The organism is Thioclava sp. F34-6 (genome assembly GCF_002213235.1).
Lineage (GTDB): Bacteria > Pseudomonadota > Alphaproteobacteria > Rhodobacterales > Rhodobacteraceae > Thioclava > Thioclava nitratireducens.
Genome location: NZ_NBOA01000003.1, coordinates 468,670 through 488,044 on the forward strand (window position 1 = coordinate 468,670; position 19,375 = coordinate 488,044).

The 19,375-nt window shown below is 64.2% G+C and carries 15 protein-coding genes; 8 read left to right on the forward strand and 7 right to left on the reverse strand.

All coding sequences use genetic code 11. The features are described from left to right. Positions 1-14: 14 nt before the first annotated feature. Both B6V72_RS08430 and der read left to right on the forward strand, forming a co-directional pair. Positions 15-1,337 carry a PQQ-binding-like beta-propeller repeat protein gene (locus B6V72_RS08430; protein ID WP_075776063.1) on the forward strand — a complete coding sequence of 441 codons (1,323 nt, stop codon included), beginning with the start codon at positions 15-17 and terminating at the stop codon, positions 1,335-1,337. A gap of 49 nt (positions 1,338-1,386) precedes the next feature. Continuing rightward, a complete protein-coding gene (der, locus tag B6V72_RS08435) occupies positions 1,387-2,901 on the forward strand; it encodes a ribosome biogenesis GTPase Der (protein WP_075776062.1) in 1,515 nt (504 codons plus the stop codon). A gap of 83 nt (positions 2,902-2,984) precedes the next feature. Here der and B6V72_RS19165 read toward each other — a convergent pair whose 3' ends face one another. Together B6V72_RS19165 and serS are read right to left on the reverse strand one after the other, a co-directional pair. Beyond that, complete coding sequence (locus tag B6V72_RS19165; RefSeq protein WP_158275081.1) at positions 2,985-3,158, reverse strand: hypothetical protein; 174 nt, start codon at positions 3,156-3,158, stop codon at positions 2,985-2,987. A 123-nt stretch (positions 3,159-3,281) separates the two neighbouring features. Next, complete coding sequence (gene serS / locus B6V72_RS08445) at positions 3,282-4,571, reverse strand: serine--tRNA ligase (RefSeq protein ID WP_075776060.1); 1,290 nt, start codon at positions 4,569-4,571, stop codon at positions 3,282-3,284. Between the two features lie 200 nt (positions 4,572-4,771). Between serS and B6V72_RS08450 the strand changes: the two genes are divergently transcribed. Continuing rightward, positions 4,772-5,761: an efflux RND transporter periplasmic adaptor subunit gene (locus B6V72_RS08450; protein WP_088719001.1), complete on the forward strand. Its 990-nt coding sequence runs from the start codon at positions 4,772-4,774 to the stop codon at positions 5,759-5,761. After that, complete coding sequence (locus B6V72_RS08455) at positions 5,751-9,008, forward strand: efflux RND transporter permease subunit (RefSeq protein ID WP_240497705.1); 3,258 nt, start codon at positions 5,751-5,753, stop codon at positions 9,006-9,008. Before B6V72_RS08450 ends, B6V72_RS08455 begins: the two co-directional genes overlap by 11 nt. Before the next feature lie 144 nt (positions 9,009-9,152). Here the strand turns inward: B6V72_RS08455 and B6V72_RS08460 are convergent, their stop codons facing one another. The 4 genes from B6V72_RS08460 to B6V72_RS08475 form a co-directional block, all read right to left on the reverse strand. Beyond that, positions 9,153-9,914 carry an ABC transporter permease gene (locus B6V72_RS08460; protein WP_088735321.1) on the reverse strand — a complete coding sequence of 254 codons (762 nt, stop codon included), beginning with the start codon at positions 9,912-9,914 and terminating at the stop codon, positions 9,153-9,155. Further along, a complete protein-coding gene (locus B6V72_RS08465; protein ID WP_088735369.1) occupies positions 9,914-10,702 on the reverse strand; it encodes an ABC transporter ATP-binding protein in 789 nt (262 codons plus the stop codon). Before B6V72_RS08465 ends, B6V72_RS08460 begins: the two co-directional genes overlap by 1 nt. Before the next feature lie 72 nt (positions 10,703-10,774). Next, positions 10,775-11,788, reverse strand: a complete 1,014-nt coding sequence (locus B6V72_RS08470) for an ABC transporter substrate-binding protein (protein WP_075776055.1) — start codon at positions 11,786-11,788, stop codon at positions 10,775-10,777. Positions 11,789-11,962: 174 nt separating this feature from the next. Beyond that, on the reverse strand, positions 11,963-13,879 hold the full coding sequence (locus B6V72_RS08475; RefSeq protein ID WP_168173026.1) for a 5'-nucleotidase C-terminal domain-containing protein: 1,917 nt from the start codon (positions 13,877-13,879) through the stop codon (positions 11,963-11,965). A 232-nt stretch (positions 13,880-14,111) separates the two neighbouring features. Here B6V72_RS08475 and nudC point away from each other — a divergent pair, with 232 nt between their 5' ends. Both nudC and B6V72_RS08485 read left to right on the forward strand, forming a co-directional pair. After that, positions 14,112-15,143: an NAD(+) diphosphatase gene (gene nudC, locus B6V72_RS08480; protein ID WP_088735323.1), complete on the forward strand. Its 1,032-nt coding sequence runs from the start codon at positions 14,112-14,114 to the stop codon at positions 15,141-15,143. A gap of 67 nt (positions 15,144-15,210) precedes the next feature. Beyond that, the gene (locus B6V72_RS08485) at positions 15,211-15,678 is read left to right on the forward strand and encodes an SRPBCC family protein (RefSeq protein ID WP_075776054.1); all 468 of its coding nucleotides are present in this window, start codon (positions 15,211-15,213) and stop codon (positions 15,676-15,678) included. Between the two features lie 12 nt (positions 15,679-15,690). Here the strand turns inward: B6V72_RS08485 and B6V72_RS08490 are convergent, their stop codons facing one another. Further along, a complete protein-coding gene (locus B6V72_RS08490) occupies positions 15,691-16,548 on the reverse strand; it encodes a prephenate dehydratase (protein WP_088718994.1) in 858 nt (285 codons plus the stop codon). 206 nt (positions 16,549-16,754) lie between these two features. Between B6V72_RS08490 and B6V72_RS08495 the strand changes: the two genes are divergently transcribed. Together B6V72_RS08495 and B6V72_RS08500 are read left to right on the forward strand one after the other, a co-directional pair. Then, the gene (locus B6V72_RS08495) at positions 16,755-17,303 is read left to right on the forward strand and encodes a cytochrome c family protein (RefSeq protein WP_075776052.1); all 549 of its coding nucleotides are present in this window, start codon (positions 16,755-16,757) and stop codon (positions 17,301-17,303) included. A gap of 151 nt (positions 17,304-17,454) precedes the next feature. Further along, the gene (locus tag B6V72_RS08500; protein WP_088735324.1) at positions 17,455-19,371 is read left to right on the forward strand and encodes an extracellular solute-binding protein; all 1,917 of its coding nucleotides are present in this window, start codon (positions 17,455-17,457) and stop codon (positions 19,369-19,371) included. Positions 19,372-19,375: the final 4 nt, after the last annotated feature.

The following is a 19,375-nucleotide window of genomic DNA, read 5'->3' on the forward strand; positions in this document are numbered from 1 at the left end:
CAGGGGGAACAGGCGTGAAGCTGAGCAAGACGATCTGCGTGCTGAGTGTGGCGGCTTTCGTGGCAGGCTGTACCAAGGAAACCATCCTCCCCGGCGAGCGTCTCTCGCCCCGCGACGCGCTGCGCGCCGAAGAAGGGCTGCCGCTGGCTGATGCGCCCGCCCAGCAGTCGCTGCCGATCTCGCTTCCACGTCAGGTGAGCAATGCAGAATGGCCGCAACGTGCGGGTTCCGCGACCCATAGCCTGTTCAACGCGGCGATCGGAAACGGCACGACGCCGGTCTGGTCCGCCGATATTGGTGCGGGCAATGCGCGCCGCTACCGCATCACCGCCGATCCGATCGTGGGCGGTGGCAAGATTTACACCCTAGACAGCCAGGCCCGCGTCACCGCAACCGCGACGAATGGCGGGCGCGTCTGGCAGGCCGACATCACGCCGCCCGGCGACCGCGAGGGCGACGCCTCGGGCGGCGGGATCGCCTATGCCAACGGCACGGTCTACGTGACGTCCGATTTCGCCGAGCTCGTCGCGATCGACGCGGCCACTGGCGGCATCAAGTGGCGGCAATATTTCGACGCAGGCATCGGCGGTGCGCCGACCGTGAAGAATGGCGTGGTCTACGTGGTCGCCCGCGACTCCTCGGCCTGGGCGATCCGCGCCAGCGACGGCAAGGAAATCTGGCAGGTGCCGGGTGCGCCGTCCGCTTCGGGCATGACCGGCGTCTCCTCGCCCGCGGTGACCGACCGCATGGTGATCTTCCCGTTCTCCTCGGGCTTCCTGAGCGGCGTTCTGCCGCAAAGCGGGATGCAGATGTGGAACTCCAAAGTGCCGGGCGCACGTCCGGGCGTGGGCTATGCCAATATCGTCGATCTGACGGGCGATCCGGTCGTGGTGGGCGATACCGTCTACGCGGGCTCCTCGGCGGGCAAGCTGGCGGCCTTCGACGTGAATTCCGGCGATCGTATCTGGACCGCGACCGAAGGGGCCAACAGCCCCGTGCAGGTTGCGGGCGGCTCGATCTTCCTCGTTTCGGATCAGGGCAAGATCGTGCGGCTTGATGCCAAGACCGGCGATCAGATCTGGTCGAAGGATCTGCCGTACTACACCAAGGACAAGCCGAAGCGTCAGCGCGACATCGTCGCGAGCTACGGGCCCGTTCTTGCCGGCAACAAGCTGTTCGTCGCGTCTTCCGACGGCGTTCTGCGCGTGTTCAGCCCGATCGACGGCAGCCTCATCGGCCAGGCGAAGATCCCGGGCGGGGCTGCGACCGATCCGGTCGTGGCGGGGCGCACCCTCTACGTCGTCGGCGGCGATGGGAAACTGCACGCTTTTCAGTGAGCCCTTTAGGGTGTAAGGGGGCCGCTTACGACCGCCCAAGGAGGGCATCATGAGCTTTACCCTGGCCATCGTGGGCCGCCCGAATGTCGGAAAATCGACGCTGTTCAACCGGCTTGTCGGCAAGCGACTCGCGCTTGTCGACAACATGCCCGGCGTCACGCGTGACCTTCGCGAGGGCGATGCGCGTCTGGGAGATCTGCGTTTCATCGTGATCGACTCGGCCGGTCTGGAACTGGCCGAAGACGACAGCCTTCAGGGCCGTATGCGGCGCCTGACTGAACGCGCCGTCGAAGAGGCCGATATCTGCCTGTTCATGGTCGACGCGCGCGTGGGCGTGACGCCGGCCGACGAGATTTTCGCCGATATCCTGCGCAAGAAGAACGCCAATGTGATCCTCGCGGCCAACAAGGCCGAAGGGGCGGCAGGCGATGCCGGCGCGATGGAGGCATGGAGCCTTGGTCTCGGCGAGCCGCTGCGGATCTCGGCCGAGCACGGCGAAGGTTTGGACGATCTTTACACCGCGCTGGTGCCGCTGGCGGACGAATTCGCCGAGCGCAATGCCGCCAACGCGCCGGTCACGGATGTGGTCATCGACGAGGAGCTTGAGGAAGGCGACATTCCCGCCTACCAGCCGCCCTCCGCCACGAAACCGCTGCAGCTTGCCGTGATCGGACGCCCCAATGCGGGCAAGTCTACGCTGATCAATAAGATTCTGAACGAAGACCGCCTGCTGACCGGCCCCGAGGCAGGCATCACCCGCGATGCGATTTCGGTCACGGCCGATTTCATGGGCACGCCGATGCGGATCTGGGACACGGCGGGGATGCGCAAGAAGGCGCGCGTCACCGACAAGGTCGAGAAGCTGAGCGTGGCCGATGGGTTGCGCGCCGTGCGCTTCGCCGAGGTGGTCGTGGTGCTGCTCGACGTCAATATTCCGTTCGAGACGCAGGATCTCCGGATCGCCGATTTCGCCGAGACCGAGGGCCGTGCGGTCGTGGTCGCCGCGAACAAGTGGGATCTCGAAGAAGACAAGCCCGAGAAGCTGAAGGAACTGCGCGAAGCGTTCGAACGCCTGCTGCCGCAGCTCAAGGGCGCGCCGCTGGTGACCGTCTCGGCCAAGACCGGCAAGGGGCTCGACCGGCTGCACAATGCGATCCTGAAGGCCCATGAGGTCTGGAACCGCCGCGTGCCGACCGCGAAGCTGAACAACTGGCTGACCGCGATGACCGAGGCGCACCCGCCACCCGCGCCCGGCGGTCGCCGGATCAAGCTGCGCTACATAACCCAGGCGAAGACCCGTCCGCCGGGCTTCGTGGTGAAATCGACCCATACCGACAAGATCCCGGAGAGCTACGAGCGTTACCTGATCAACGGCCTGCGCGAGAGCTTCGACATGCCGGGCACGCCGATCCGCCTCTACATGCGCGATCAGGGCAAGACGAACCCTTACAAGGATCGCAAGAAGTCGATCCCGTCGCGTCTGAAAAAGCACGTCGATGCGAAGAAGCGCTCCGCTCACAAAGAATCGGCGCGTAAAGCGCGCGAGGCGAAGAAGGGCGAGTAAGCGACTGAGCTGGAATGAAAACGCCCGCCGGAGGATATCGAGACTCCGGCGGGCGTTTCTAATTCGGGCGATGTGGACGCGGCTTAGAGAAAGCCCAGCCGATCGAGTGCCGCTTGGGCCCGCGCGCGCTCTTCGGTCGAGCCCGAGAGCGCACCCGCATTGATCTCCGCCATCAGTTTCGAGAGCGTCTTTTCCCGACGCATCGCAATGATCTGCTCGGGGATCTGGTCCTCGCCGATCTCAAGGATGCGGGTCATCAAGACGCTGTCCCGCTTACGCGTGATCGTTACCGACATATGCAGTTTCCCCTGCGACTCACTTCGTACACGGAAACGTTAACAACGTTCCCGCCCCGAGTCTCGCGTCGCCGCGTCGCAGCGTCAGACCAGTTTCCCGTCCACCAGCCGCGTCTTGCCGCCCAGATAAGGGTGCAGGCAGGCGGGCAGGGTGACCGAGCCGTCCTCTTCCTGACCGTTCTCCAGCACCGCGATCAGGCAGCGCCCGACCGCGAGGCCCGAGCCGTTGAGCGTCGCGATGAACTCGGGCTTGCCGCCGCCTTCGGGCTTGTAGCGCCCGTTCATCCGCCGCGCCTGGAAGGTGCCGCAGGTGGAAACCGAGGAAATCTCGCGATAGGTGTTCTGCCCCGGAAGCCAGACCTCGAGATCGTAAGTTTTCTGCGCGCCGAACCCCATGTCGCCGGTGCAGAGCACGATGCGGCGATAGGGCAGTTCCAGCGCCTCCAGCACTGCCTCGGCGCATTTGGTCATGCGCTCGTGCTCGTCGATGGCGGTCTCGGGGGTGCAGAGCGTGACCATCTCGACTTTCTCGAACTGGTGCTGACGCAGCATGCCCGAAGTATCCTTGCCCGCCGAGCCCGCCTCCGAACGGAAGCAGTTGGTATGGGCGCACATGCGCTGGGGCAGGGCGGAGGCCTCCATCACCTCGCCATTGGCGTAGTTCGTCAGAGTGACCTCGGCGGTGGGGATCAGCCACCAGCCGTTGGTGGTCTGATAGCTGTCCTCGGCGAATTTCGGGAGTTGGCCGGTGCCCATCATCGCCTCGTCGCGCACCAGCACGGGGGTGATGTTCTCGGACAGCCCGTGTTTGTCGACATGCAGGTCGAGCATGAATTGCGCGAGCGCCCGGTGGACGCGGGCGACTCCGCCCTTGAGTACAACGAAGCGCGAGCCCGACAGCTTCGCCGCCGTCTCGAAATCCATCTCGCCACCCACGGCGGACAGCTCGAAATGCTCCTTCGGGTCGAAGGCGAACGCGCGCGGCGTGCCCCAGCGGCTGACCTCGACATTCTCGTCCTCGTCCGCGCCGGTGGGCACGTCGGCCAGCGGCAGGTTCGGGATCGTCATCAGCAAATCGCGGACCTTCGCGTCAAGCTCGCCCGCCTCGGTCTGCATCTGCGCCACTTCGGCCTTCTTCTCGGCCACCAGCGCGCGCAGGCGCTCGAACTCGGCTTCGTCGCCCTTCGCTTTCGCGGCGCCGACCTGCTTCGACGCGGCGTTCTGATCGGCTTTCGCGGTCTCGGCTGCGTGGATCGCCGTGCGGCGTGCTTCGTCCATTGCGAGAATCTCGCGCGAGAGCGGCGAGAGCCCGCGCCGCGCCAGTTGCGCGTCGAATTCTTCGGGGTTTTCGCGGATTGCGCGGATATCGTGCATCTCACCATCTCCAAGACTGTTGCGGGAACGGCTTTAGCGCATGAAAGTGAAAGCGAAAACCCCCGGCGATGCGGCCATGACACAGGTCAAGGCAATAGAAACTGTGCGGTGCTTGTATTCTGTCGGGTGAATACATATTCAATAACCGGAATATAAAACCGCAGGCGCAGGGGCGCGCCGGTAAGGGAAGGGAACCCGAGATGACGTTGAAGCTTCTGCCATTGGCATTCGCCGCGTTGATCCTGCCGGGAATCGCGCTGGCGCAGGACGGGGCGATCACGGTCGAACCGCAGGTCGTGACCGATTGGAAATCTGTCTATGGGCAGGTCGAGGCGAAGAACACGATCGCGGCCCGTGCACGGATTTCCGGCACGATCACCGCGCTGGACGTGACCGAGGGCGACGAGGTGAAAGCCGGTCAGGAGATCGGCAAGATCACCGACCAGACGCTCGATTATCAGATCGGCGCGGTCGATGCGCAGATCAATGCGCTCGAAGCGCAGCTGGAGAATGCCAAGACCGAGCTCAAGCGCGGGCAGGAATTGCAGGCCCGCGGCGTGTCGACTTCGCAGAATGTCGATCAGTTGCAGACGCAGGTGAATGTCTACGAGGGCCAGATCGCGGCGCAGAAAGCGCAGCGCAAGGTCTATGAGCAGCAGCAGGAATTCGGCACCGTTACGGCGCCGATCGACGGCAAGGTCGTGACCGTTCCGGTCACCAAGGATGCCGTCATCATGGGCGGCGAGACGATCGCGACGATCGGCGGCGGCGGGTTTTTCCTGCGTCTGTCGATCCCCGAGCGCCACGCCGACACGCTGCACACCGGCGACACGATCCTGATCACCGATCCCGACGGGAAGGAGATCGAGGGCAAGCTCGCCAAGATTTACCCCGAGATCGAGGGTGGCCGGGTGCAGGCCGATGTGGAAGTACCCGATCTGGATTCGCGCTTCGTCGGCGCGCGGCTTCTGGTGAAGCTGCCGATGGGCGAGCGAGAGGCGCTTCTCGTGCCGCAGGGATACGTCTTCAACCGCACGGGGCTCGATTTTGTCCGCGTGAAGGAAGAGGGGGGCACCTATCTGCGTACGGTCGTGCCGGGGGTGCATGTCACGAGCGATGGCAAGGACATGGTCGAAGTTCTTACCGGTCTGAACGCCGGCGACACGGTGGTGCCGAACGATGAGCAATAACCAAGGCACCGGGCCGGAGATGCCCGAGGACGACGAAATCCACGGCAAGCTGGGTATCGCGGGCGGTCTGACGAAATCCTTCATCCGCTCGGCGCTGACGCCGCTGATGATCCTCGCCGCCGTGGCGGTCGGTCTGGTCGCGCTGATCTCTCTGCCGCGCGAGGAAGAGCCGCAGATCTCCGTGCCGATGGTGGATATCCACCTGCAGGCCCCGGGTCTGAAGGCGCAGGACGCGATGAAGCTGGTGACCGAGCCGATGGAAACCATCGTGCAGGGAATCAACGAGGTCGAACACGTCTATTCGCGCACTCAGGACGACTATTCGCTGGTGATGGCGCGCTTCAAGGTCGGCACCTCTTCGGATGCCGCCATCCTGCGCGTGCATGAAAAAGTCCGCGCCAACATGGACAGGATCCCAAAGGGTATCCCCGATCCGGTGATCGTGGGTCGCGGGATCGACGATGTGGCGATCGTCTCGCTGACGCTGACCGGCAAGGACGGCGCGCAGGTCGACAGCGATGAACTCACCCGCGTCGCGCGCGAATTGCAGACCGAGGTCACGAAAATCGAGAATGTCGGCCTGACCTATCTGGTGGGCGACGCAACGAGCGAGATCCGTATCGAGCCCGAGCCCGACAAGCTCGCGCTCTACGGGGTCACGCTGCAGCAGCTGTCGAACAAGGTCACGCAGGCGAACCGCGCTTTCAACACCGGAAATATCCGCCATGAGGGCAAGCAGATCAGCCTCTCGGCTGGCGAGACGCTGACCGCGCCTTCCGAGATCGCGGGGCTCCTGCTGACCACCCGCGACAATCGCCCCGTCTATGTCGCCGATGTCGCGAAGGTCTCCTACGTGCCCGATGCCTCGGATCATATCGTCTCGAACGTCCAGCGCGACGCGGACGGCAAGATCGAGCGCACGCCGGCCGTCACCCTCGCCATCGCCAAGCGGGCGGGATCCAACGCCGTGGTCGTGGCCGAGCATATCCTCGACCGCATCCACGAGCTGCACGGCCAGCTGATCCCCGACAATGTCGAGGTGAAGGTCACCCGCGACTATGGCGAGACAGCGAACGAGAAGGCAAACGAGCTGCTGTTCCACCTTGGCCTCGCGACGATCTCGATCGTGGGCCTCGTGCTGCTGGCGATCGGCTGGCGCGAATCCATCGTGGTGGCGGTGGTCATCCCGGTGACGATCCTGCTGACGCTGTTTGCCGCCTATATCATGGGCTTCACCCTCAACCGCGTGTCGCTTTTCGCGCTCATCTTCGCGATCGGTATCCTCGTCGATGACGCCATCGTGGTGATCGAGAATATCGCGCGACACTGGGCGATGAAGACGCCGGGCTCGCGCGTGACCAAGGCGATCGAGGCCGTGGCCGAAGTAGGCAACCCGACCATTGTCGCGACCCTGACCGTTGTGGCCGCGCTGCTGCCGATGCTGTTCGTGTCGGGGCTGATGGGGCCTTACATGTCGCCCATCCCGGCGGTGGCCTCGGCGGCGATGATCTTCTCGTTCTTCGTGGCGGTGATCATCACCCCGTGGCTGATGGTGAAGGTCGCGGGCAAGGCGCAGCTGCATGGCCATCACGGCGATGACGACACCTATGGCGGTGAACATGCGGGCGGCAGGCTCGGCCGGATGTACAGCGCCGTGGCGCGCCCGATCCTGAAAACGAAAGCGCGCTCGGGGCTGTTCCTGCTGGTGGTGTCGGTGCTGTCCTTCGGCTCGCTGGGGCTTCTCTACACCAAGCATGTCACGGTGAAGCTGCTGCCCTTCGACAACAAGTCCGAACTCTCGGTCGTGGTCGATATGCCTGCGGGCACCTCGGTCGAGGGTACGGATGCGGTCGCCCAGCAGGTGGCCGAGATCGTGACCAAACTGCCCGAGGTGCTCTCGGTGCAGACCCATGCGGGTACCTCCGCGCCGTTCAACTTCAACGGGCTCGTGCGCCACTACTACCTGCGTGCGCAGCCCAATCAGGGCGATGTCGAACTTCAACTCGCGCCGAAAGGGGAACGCGATCGCACCAGCCACGAGATCGCTCTGGAGATCCGCGACAAGATCAAGGCGATCAAGCTGCCCGAAGGCGCGAGCCTGAAGACGGTCGAACCGCCGCCCGGTCCGCCGGTGATCGCGACGCTTCTGGCCGAGGTCTATGGCCCCACGCCCGAGGCGCGCCGTGACGCGGCCCGCCGGATCGAGGACGCCTTCAAGCAGGTGCCCTATATCGTCGACGTGGATAACAGCTTCGGCATCCAGCCCGACAAGCTGCGCGCCACGGTCAATTCCGACGATCTGGAGTTCTATTCGGTCTCCGAAGGCGATGTCTGGGACACGCTCGGGATGCTGAACGGTTCGACCACCGTGGGCTATTCCCATCGCGGGCAGGAGCGCCAGCCGATCCCGATCGTGATGGAGCGTTCGAAATCGAACAAGGTGATGAACGAGGAAACGCTCTCGACGCCGATCCCGGCCAACGTCCTGCCCGGCGCGCGCGGCGTCGTGGAGCTTGGCGACGTGGTCAGCGTGGACAAGGAGAAGGCGTCCTATCCGATCTTCCGCCATAACGGGCGCGAGGCCGAGATGGTCACCGCGGAACTCGCCGGCAAGTTCGAGGCTCCGCTCTACGGGATGCTTGCCGTCGATGACGCAATCAACAACATGGATTGGCCGAAAGGCGAGAAGCCTGTCGTATCGCTGCATGGCCAGCCGCAGGACGAAAGCCATGTGACGCTCCTGTGGGACGGCGAATGGGAGGTGACCTGGGTGACCTTCCGCGACATGGGCGCGGCCTTCGCCGTGGCGCTTCTGGGGATCTACATCCTTGTCGTCGCGCAGTTCGGCTCGTTCCGCCTGCCGCTGGTGATCCTGACCCCGGTGCCGCTGACCTTCCTCGGGATCATGCTCGGCCACTGGATCTTCCACGCGCCGTTCTCGGCCACGTCGATGATCGGTTTCATCGCGCTGGCGGGGATCATCGTGCGCAACTCGATCCTGCTGGTGGACTTCATCCGCCACGGCAGCCACGAGGGCAAATCGCCGACCGAGGTGCTGATCGAGGCGGGGGCCATCCGCTTCAAGCCGATCCTGCTGACCGCGATCGCGGCGATGATCGGTGCGGTGGTGATCTTGGCCGACCCGATCTTCCAGGGTCTCGCGATCTCGCTCTTGTTCGGCCTGCTCAGCTCGACCCTGCTGACGGTGCTCGTGATCCCGGCGATCTACCGGATCTTCAAGACCTGATCCGGTCACTGACCTGAAACGCAAAACCGCCCGCACGTTTCTCTCGTGCGGGCGGTTTTCTTTGTCGGATGGCGGAGCGGCACCTCCTTCGCCTTGGCGAAAATATCCCGGGGGTGAGGGCGAAGCCCGAGGGGGCAGAGCCCCTTAACCCGGTTGCCGCTCAGCCCAGCCTGCGAAGATCTTCTCCAGCGCGACGACGGCGTAGTAGAGAAGGATCCCGAGGAAGGCCAAGGCGATCAGCACTGCGAACATCAGCGGGTAATCCCCGTTGGTCTGGCCCGACAGGAACAGCGCGCCGAGGCCCTTGCCGTGGGGCGAGATGATCTCGACGAGGTTGGTGCCGATGAAGGCCAGCGTCACCGAGACTTTCAACGCGCCGAAGAACTCGGGCAGGGTTTTGGGCAGGGCGATCTTGCGGAAGATGGTGAATTTCGAGGCCCCCAGCGCGCCGAGGATATCGCGATATTCGGGCTCCAGCGTGGACAGGCCGATCCCTACTGACACGGCGATCGGGAAGAAGGAGATCATGAAGGCCATAAGCACGGTGTTGAAGTCATGCGCGCCGATGAACAGCAGCGCCAGCACCGGCACGACTGTCGCCTTCGGCACCGCGTTGAAGCCCACCAGAAGCGGATAAAGTGCATCGCGCGCGGTGCGCGAAAAGCCCATGAGCATGCCGAGGAAGGTGCCAAACACGATCGAGATCGCAAGCCCTGCTACCGTCCGCCATAGCGTCTGCCAGCTATCGACCAGGAACAGGCTCCAGTAGCGCATATAGGCGGCGGGCAGGTCCGACGGCGAGGCCATGACGTAGTTCGGCCAGCCATTCGCCCAGACGATGAATTCCCAGATCGCGAGGAAAGCGACGATCGACAGGATCGGGGTGAAGATTTTCTTGGCGTCCATCAGTGTACCCCCGCGTCGCGGCCCTGCGCGATCCGGATTTGGTCGCGCAGGAGATGCAGCATCTCGACGGCTTTCGGCTCGTAGAGAACGTCGATCGTGCGATCCTTCGGCAGGTCCACATCCAGCACATATTGCGTATGCGCCGGGCGGCCCGAGAGGACGATGGCCTGATCGCCGAGGAACACGCTCTCGCGCAGGTCATGGGTGATCAGAACGGCGGTGAAAGGCTCGGCGGCGCGCAGTTCGCGCATCGTCTGCCACAGATCCTCGCGGGTGAAATTGTCGAGCGCGCCAAAGGGCTCGTCCATGATCAGCACATCCGGCTTGTGCACGATGGCGCGACAGAGCGAGGCGCGCTGGCGCATCCCACCGGACAGTTCCGACGGGCGCTTGGTCTCGAACCCCTTCAGGCCCACCATCTCCAGCAAGTGCTCGGCGCGCGCGGCCTTCTCGGATTTCGCCATGCCCGGAGCCACGATCTCCAGAGGCAGCATCACGTTCTCGATAATCGAGCGCCATTCCAGCATCACCGGGTTCTGGAACGCCATGCCGACGGTCTTGCGCGGGCTGGTGACCTTCTCGCCATGAAGCCAGACCTCGCCGCGGTCGGGTTTCATCAGCCCCGCCACCAGACGAGTGAGGGTGGATTTGCCGCAGCCTGAGGGGCCGACCACGGCGCAGAACTCGCCCTGCGGTACGCGGATGTCCAGTTGGTCGAGCACGGGCAGGGGGCCATGCTTGGTTTGATAGGCGTGGGTCACGCCGCGAATGTCGATGAGATTTTCCATGAGGGTCCGGCGCGAGAAGGCAGAGAATAGGGGCAGGTGCATCCGCGGCGCCCGCCCCTGAAGGATGTCGGATCAGTCGATCTTCCGCTCTGCCGCGTCGGGCAGGTACGCGCTGTCGAAATAGAGAGCCGCATCGGGCGCGTTCTGGAACTCGTAGACGGTTTTCGTCTGCTCGATCGCGGTGGCCATCCGGTCCGCGTCGATCCCACCCATGCCATTTTCCTTGACGTAATCGGTCAGGACATTGGCATCGATTGCCATTTGAAGTCGCTCGGTCTCCAGATCCTTGTCGGCGGCTGGGTTGCGCTTGAGAAGCGCGTCGATCGCCTTGCCCGGATCAGAGATAGCGGCTTTCCAGCCCTCGGCGGTCGCCTTGATGAAGCCGGTAATCTCTTCGGGATGCGCCTTCGCGTAATCCGTGTTCACGATGATCGCGTTGCCGTAAAGCGCCACGCCGTAATCGGCCATCAGCAGCACCGACTGGTCCTCCATGCCCACGCCCAGACGCTTGAGATTGAGCGTCGAGGAGAAGGAGAAGCCGGTGACTGCATCGACCTTGCCCTCGGCCAGCATCGGCTCGCGCGTGGGGAAGCCGACCGGTTCGACCTTGATCTTGTCCATGTCGAGGCTGGCTTCCTTGGCGAAGATCGGGAACTGTGCCCAGGCGCCATCCGGGGGCGGCGCGCCCAGCACTTTGCCTTCGAGGTCTTTGGGCTCGTTCACGCCCTGCGACTTGCGGCCGACCACCGCGAAGGGCGGCTTGTCATAAACCATCATCACGGCGGTGACGGGCGCGCCGGGGTTCTGGTCGAGGAATTTCATCAGTGAGTTGATATCGGCGAAGCCCACCGGATAGGCGCCGGTTGCCACTTTCGGGATCGCGTCGAGCGAGCCCTTGCCCTCGGAGATTTCGACCTCCAGCCCGGCCTCGCCGTAGAACCCCTCGTCGATAGCGAGGAAATAGGGCGCCGAGGGGCCTTCGAATTTCCAGTCCAGCGCGAAAGGCATCTTGGTTTCGGCCTGTGCCAGCGTGGCCGAGAGGCCGAGCGCGAGCGCCGCGAAAAGCCCCGGTTTGATGTGCAGCATGATATCCCTCACTCCGTTAATCCGTTTTCGCCCCGATCCTGACCGGCGGTGAGCGGGGGTAAACTCAAACCGCGCGCGCCATGCGAGCAGGCGAGGCGCTCACGGTTCCGTGATTAAGTTTTGTGCGGGGTGCTGCGCAAATGCAAGAAAATTGGGCGCTACATCGGCGCGCCCTCAGAGGGCGATCTCGAGTGGAAGGAACCCGTTCGCATCGACCGGTCCGGGTTCGGCTTGCAATCCGACTTGCGCGAGCTCCGACAGGTAGGCCGATGCGCCGGGGCCCGTATGATACAAGGCGCGCGCGCCGGGCAGGGGAGCGAACCGCCAGATCGGCGGCGCGTCGATGCGGAGCGGTCCTTGCTGCGCATCGATTTCCTGCAGCAGCAGGTCGCGCACGCGCATCGGCTCGGGAGCGAGGGAGACGGGGCGACCCCGCTGCTTGAACCCGCCGCCGCCGGAGAGGCGGAAATCGTTGCTCACGACGATGAACCGGTCTGTATCACTGACGCGGGCACCCTCGTGGCGCAGGTCGCGGATGCGTCCCCGTGCGGCCGTGTTCAGCCTGCCATCCGGGCGGAAGCGCGGTGGCTGCGACAGGTCGATCTCGTAGGTGATCCCCGCGATCACGTCGAAATGGTAACTCGCGAAGGCGAAATCGCAGAGCATCCGCAACCGCCCGTCGGCGCGCTGCTGTTTGTAGATCGAGACCGCCTGTTCGAGCCAGTCGCGCAGCTCCGCGCCACTGAGTTCGACCGCGGCGACCATGTTGTTGAACAGGTAGATGTCGTCGAGATGGCTCATCCGCAGCGGGCCGGCAGGGATGTCGATGAAATGCGCAGAGCCTGCCGTACCGCCCGATTTGAAGCTCGACGCAGCGCCGAGTAGGGGCAGGTCCGCTTCGGGGCGTCCAGCGAGCTTTTCGCGGGCATATCGCCGTTTCGCCGCGATGGTCAGGGCGAGTGTCCGGTCCGGCGCGATCTGGGTGAAATAGCTGTGCAGCGGCTCCGCGGTGGTGCCGATGGGGCGGCGGATGTGATCGAGCGTGCGGCGATGGGCGCGGGCCGAGGAGGCAAGCACGGCCGCGCTGTCCGGCCCGCTCTCGCCCTGCGCTGGGCGCAACTCCGCCCGGTGCGCCGCGAGTGCCCAGCCTTCCTTCCGTTTTTCCAGAACGAGATCGAGCACTCCCAGATGCGTCCCGCCGGCCCCGGCGTTGAGCGCGGGCTTGCCGTGAAGCGTGCCCAGAACCGGATCGATCCCCGCGAAACTCGGACGGGAAGGATCGGGAAAGCGCAGGTGCTCATGCCCAGCCAGCACGATGTCGATCCCGTCGAGCTGCGCGATCGTGACTGCCGCCCGCTCGGCGGCGGGGGCCGAGCCTTGCGGCGCGTTCTGATCCAGCGGCAGCGGAGAAATCCCCGTATGGGCGAGGGCGACGACCAGATCGGCCCCGGCTGCACGGATCAGACGCAGCTGCGCCTTCATCGCCTCCAGAAGTGAGGAGGTCGAAAGCTCGGCCTCGGGTCGCGTCTCGAGCCACGCAAGGCTGGGCGGCGGCAGCACGCCAATCACCGCGACCCGCAGATGTCGCTCGGTACCGTGACTGTCGGCAAAGCGGCGTTCGATCATCGCCCAAGGCCGGATCGGCGTATCCGACGAGGCATGCAGATTGGCGCAGACGGTGGGAAAATCCGCGGTTTCCAGAGCGCGCTCGAGCGACGCCAGCCCGAAATCGAATTCGTGATTTCCAAGCGCGGCCGCGTCGTAGCCCAAAGCGTTCATTGCCGCGATCATCGGATTTTCGCCGTCGTGGCTGTCCGCCGTCTCTCCCGGCTCGCTCCAGAGCTGGGTCAGGGGCGTGCCTTGAAGGAAGTCGCCGCAATCGAACAGCAGGCAGTTCGGGGCTTCGCTGCGCGCTTGCGCAATCTCCGAGGCCAGCGCTGCCAAGCCTCTGCGCGGGGCCGGGCGGTCATTGAAGTAATCGTAGCCCCGCGCTTGACCATGCAAATCAGTCGTCTCAAGAACCCTCAGCGCGAGTGTGACGCGCTGATCCGAAAACTGGCCGGGCCAATCCCGGTCAGACAGTTTCCCCATGTGATCCCCTTGGCCCGTAATTGACCTTTTATCGTTTAAATGCCGCCCCTTGGCGGTCGTGTGTCCCACACGCAAGCTAGAGTAGAGGTCGGTCGTTTGCCAAGTTTTAAATTGACGTAACGCGTTTGCGAGGTCCGGGCACGTGGCGGCTCTGGCTTGCGCGTCACCTGATCGGCACTGGTCTCCGGCTGGCGGCCCGTGGCATGGGTAGGGCGATCCGCAGGAGTTTTTCATGCCGCCCGATTCCCTCGCCGACGCGCTACCGCCGATTTCTCAACCCGCCCGGTTGTCTCAAGGACGCGTGCTCGATCCGCGGGGGCTGGCCTTTGCGGAAGCGCCGGGTGCGCTCGAGCGGGCGGCCCATCTGCGGGGCGATGCAGAGCGGCTCGCGGAGCTGCGCGCAGGCGAAGCGGCGCGGGTGGTTGCGCTTTGGCGCGGGCGTCCGCTGTTCGGGCCCGAAGGGCTGCACCTTCTGCGCGCGGGCGAGGCGGCGCTCGAGGCGATGCCGGGACCGGAGATTTTCCTCGGGTGCCACGACGGGTGTGCTCTGTTTTCCCGCGATGTCTCGGCTTTCGAGCCCGAGGGTGAACGACCCGACGGGGCGGCATTCTTCGACGCCTCCGAGCAGCGCCATCCCGATCTGCCCGACGATATCGTCTTCGCCGAGCTGCGTGGCCGGATGGGGTTTCTGAGCCCGGTCGAGGCGGAGATCGCCGCCACCGCGCGCGGGCTCGTGGAATGGCACCGGACGCATCGTTTCTGCTCCACCTGCGGCGCCGAAAGCGAGCCGGAGCAAGCGGGGTGGCATCGGCGCTGCCCGGTTTGTGAGCGGCACCATTTCCCGCGGACCGACCCGGTCGTGATCATGCTGATCACGGACGGCAACCGGCTCCTGCTGGGGCGCGGCCCGCATTGGCCCGAGACGATGTATTCCTGCCTCGCGGGCTTCATGGAGCCGGGAGAGACGGTCGAGGCCGCCGTGCGCCGCGAGGTGTTCGAGGAAAGCGGCGTCGAGGTGGGGGAGGTCTCTCTCGTCGCTTCGCAGCCGTGGCCGTTCCCGGCCTCTTTGATGCTGGGGTGTCGCGGCGTGGCGACGACCACCGAGATCACCATCGACCCGGTTGAGATCGCCGATGCACGCTGGATCAACCGGGAGCGTCTGCTGCAGGTTGTGGCTGGGCGCGACCCTGAGATCTCCGCGCCACGCCAGGGCGCGATCGCCGGTTGGCTGATGCGCGAGTGGCTTGCAGATCGGCTGGAATGAGGCCAGTTTGCCGCGCACGGCGCGCCGCTCCCCGGTGCCCTGACTGCTGATCCGAGGAATTCGTCTCATGAAATTGTCGACCCGCACCGATATTTCCGCGCCCGCCGGTTTCGTCTTCGGACGGCTTGCGGATTTCGGGAGCTTCGAGCGGGTGGCGATGCGCCGCGGGATCACGCTGAAACGGCTCGATACGCTGAACGAACCGGGCGCAGGCATGTCCTGGGATATCGGTTTCCGTTTTCGTGGCAAGCAGCGCCAGATGATCACCGATGTGAAGCGTTTCGAAGTGCCGGAACTGATCGTCTACGAGGGCGTTTCGAACAGTTTCGAGGCGGTGATGGATTTCGATCTCACGGATCTGTCGCGAACCCGGACGCGGTTGCAGGTGGGGCTGGAGTTGAAGCCGCGCAGTCTCGGCGCGCGGCTGATGATCCAGTCGGCCAAGCTCGGCAAGGGCAACCTCGAACGCCGCTTCAAGGAACGGATCGAGCAATTCGCGCAGGATATCGAGCGTCAGCACGAGAAGATCGCCTGACGCCCGGCCCCCTCAGCTCTTGCGTTCCGGTGCGGCCGGGTAGACGCCCAGAATTTCCAGATAACTGGTGAAGTAATCCAGTTCCTCGAGCGCGCGCGCCAGCGCCGGATCGTCGGGATGGCCTTCGACATCGGCGTAGAACTGCGTCGCGGTGAAGTGCCCGCCGACCATGTAGCTTTCGAGCTTGGTCATGTTCACGCCATTGGTCGCGAACCCGCCCATTGCCTTGTAGAGGGCTGCCGGGATGTTGCGCACCCGGAAGACGAAAGTGGTCATCATCTTCTCGCCGCGCGGGCGGGTGTCGGGCTCGGTGCCCATTATCAGGAAGCGCGTGGTGTTATGCGCGTGATCCTCGATATGCCGGGCGAGGATGTTGAGGCCATAAGTTTCGGCGGCCATGTCGGAGGCCAGCACGCCGACGCTGCGGGTCTGCGCCTGCACGAGTTCGGCGGCCGCGCCCGCACTGTCGGCGGCGGCCTCGCCCCGGATCCCGTAGCGCGCGAGGAAGCTTGCCGCCTGCGGCAGAAGCACCAGATGCGCGCGGACCTTTTCCAGCTCCTCGATCTCCACGCCGGGCAGGGCCATCAGGCTGATATGCACGCGCACGAAGGCCTCGTCGAGGATATGCAGCCCCGATTCCGGCAGCAGGCGGTGAATGTCGGCCACCCGCCCGTAGGTGGAGTTCTCCACCGGCAGCATCGCGAGATCGGCGTCGCCTTTCTTCACCGAGGCGATCACGTCCTCGAAGGTGCGGCAAGGGACCGGCTCGAGGTCCGGACGCGCGTCGCGGCAAGCCTGATGCGAATACGCGCCCAACTCGCCCTGAAAAGCGATCCGTCCGGTTCTCGGCGTTTGTCCTTGGCTGCTCATGGGCAATCCCCCCGCACTGATCTCGTCTCGCGCCCCTGCCTAGCCCGTGCCTGCGCGGAAGGGAAGAGCCGGGGCGCAGAGAGCTCACGCCGCGTCATCCTCCGGTCACTCTTCGGAAATCCGATCACATCTGGTAAAGTTCGCTTGATCTAAAGGGCCCTGTGCGGATAGATGCGCGGGACGACGACGCATATCAGGGACGAGACATGTTCAACACGATGACCTTCACCAAGGCGGCGGGCGCGTTTTTGGGCGCGTTGCTGTTCTTCCTGCTTACGGCCTGGGCCTCGAGCGCGCTCTACACCGTCGGCGAAAGCCACGACGCTTCGGGCGGGAGCGAGCACGCGATGAAGGACATGATGTCCGCAGCGCCCGGCGATCTACTGGCCGCGCCGGAAGAAGGCGATGGCGCCGCGAAGGAAGAGCAAGTCGCACAGGTCGAACTGGGCACCGGCGATGCCGCCAAGGGCGAGAAGATCTTTGGCAAGTGCAAGGCCTGCCATTCGCTCGAAGGCAAGAACGGTGTCGGCCCGCATCTCGACGGTGTGGTCGGTCGCCCGATCGCTTCGGTCGCGGATTACTCCTATTCGGACGCGCTCAAGAGCCATGGCGGCGAATGGACGCTCGAAGCGCTCAACGAGTGGCTGACCAACCCGAAAGACTTCATCCCGGGCAACAAGATGTCCTTCGCCGGTCTCAAGAAGCCCGAAGACCGCAACGACGTGATTGCCTACCTGCAAGAGCATTCGAACTGAGGCAAGCCCTCTCGAAATCTCTCAAGGCCGCCTCTTTGGGCGGCCTTTTGCATTTCCCGCCGTGCTTTACAGATTCGTAACTTGCTCCCTGCGCGCTAAGGCTTTTAGCTAGGCAGACGCGAAAACGCTTTGGAGCAGGGAGCAGGAGTGCATGGCAAAAGCGCGAGTGGCGAGTAAAGCGATCGATCTGGATTGGACGCAGGTGGCGCCGCGCGCGCTGAGCGGGCTGGTGGCAGCGGGTCTGATCTGGGCGGGGCTGGCCTTCGGCGCACATGCACAGGATAGCACCCAGGGCAGCGACACGATCACCTCCTACGGGATCGCGACGCTGGGGCATCTGAAGTATCCCGCCGATTACGCCCATCTCGACTACGTCAATCCGGATGCGCCCAAGGGCGGGGAAATTTCGGAATGGGCGCCGGGCGGCTTCGACAACTACAATCCCTATTCGATCCAGGGCCGAGCGGGCGCACTGTCCTCGGTGCCGCTGGAGTCGTTGATGGAAGGTACCGCCGACACGGTTGGCGAGCTTTACTGCCTGCTCTGTAAAAGCCTCGAATATCCGCCGAGCAAGGATTGGGTCACCTTCACCCTGCGCGACGGGATCAAGTTCTCCGACGGCACGCCGCTGACTGCGCAGGATGTGGTCTTCTCCTACGAGCAGCTGCGCGACAAGGGGCTGAGCTCTTTCCGTGCGGTGATCGCCCAGCAGGTCAAATCCGCTAAGGCGATCGACGACAAGCACATCCGTTTCGACTTCCAGCCCGATTACCCGCGCCGCGATATCATCCAATCGGTTGCGTCGCTGCCGATCTTCTCCAAGGCGCAGTTCGAAAAGGAGAACATCGACCTGTCGCAGACCTCGCCGGTGCCCTTCATCGGCTCGGGCCCCTACATGTTCGACAGCGTCAAAAGCAATCGCGCGATCACCTGGAAGCGGAATCCCGACTATTGGGGCAAGGACCTTCCGATCAACAAGGGCCGCTCCAACTTCGACAAGATCCGCGTCGAGTATTTCGGCGATTACCAGTCGGCCTTCGAGGGCTTCAAATCGGGCACCTACACCTTCCGCAACGAAGCGAGTTCGATCATCTGGGCCACCGCCTACGACTTCCCGGCGATGCAGTCGGGCGAGGTCGTGAAGGCGGAACTGCCCAACGGCAACATCGCCTCTGGGCAGGGTTTCGCGATCAATCTGCGCGAGCCGAAATTCGAGGATATCCGCGTCCGCGAGGCGCTCGGTCTCGTCTTCAACTTCGAGTGGTCGAACGACACGCTTTTCTACGGGCTCTATGATCGGGTCGAGAGCTTCTGGGAAAACTCCAAGCTGCAGGCGCAGGGCAAGCCCTCGGCGGAGGAGAAGAAAATCCTCGAACCGCTCGCCAAGGATCTGCCTGACGGCATCCTGACCGACGACGCGGTGATCCAGCCGGTCTCGGGCAAGCGCCAACTCGACCGCAAGAACATGCGCAAGGCGGCGAAGCTGCTCGAAGAGGCGGGCTGGACCGTCGGCGACGACGGGATGCGCCGCAACGACAAGGGCGAGAAGCTGACCGTCGCGATCCTCAACGACAGCCAGACCTTCGACCGCGTCATCAACCCTTATGTGCAGAACCTGCGCGCGCTCGGCATCGATGCCAGAATGGACCGCGTCGACGACAGCGAGTATGAAAACCGCCGTCGCAGCCACGACTTCGACATGATCACCACCCATCTGGGGCAGGACGAAATCCCCGGCTCGAACCTGCAGCAGTATTTCGGCTCGGGCTCGACCGATGACGTGTTCAACGCGATGGGGCTGAAGAACCCGGCGATCGACAAGATGATCCGCATGGTCGAAGAGGCGAATACAGAAGAAGAGCTGTTGCCGCGTGTCCATGCGCTGGACCGCAGCCTGCGCGCCCTGCGCTTCTGGGTGCCGCAGTGGTTCAAGCCCACCTACACGGTCGCCTATTACGACATGTACGATCACCCGGAAAAACTGCCGCCCTACGCTCTGGGAGAACTGGATTTCTGGTGGTATGACGCCGACAAGGCCAAGAAACTGAAAGCGAGCGGCGCACTCTGAGCGA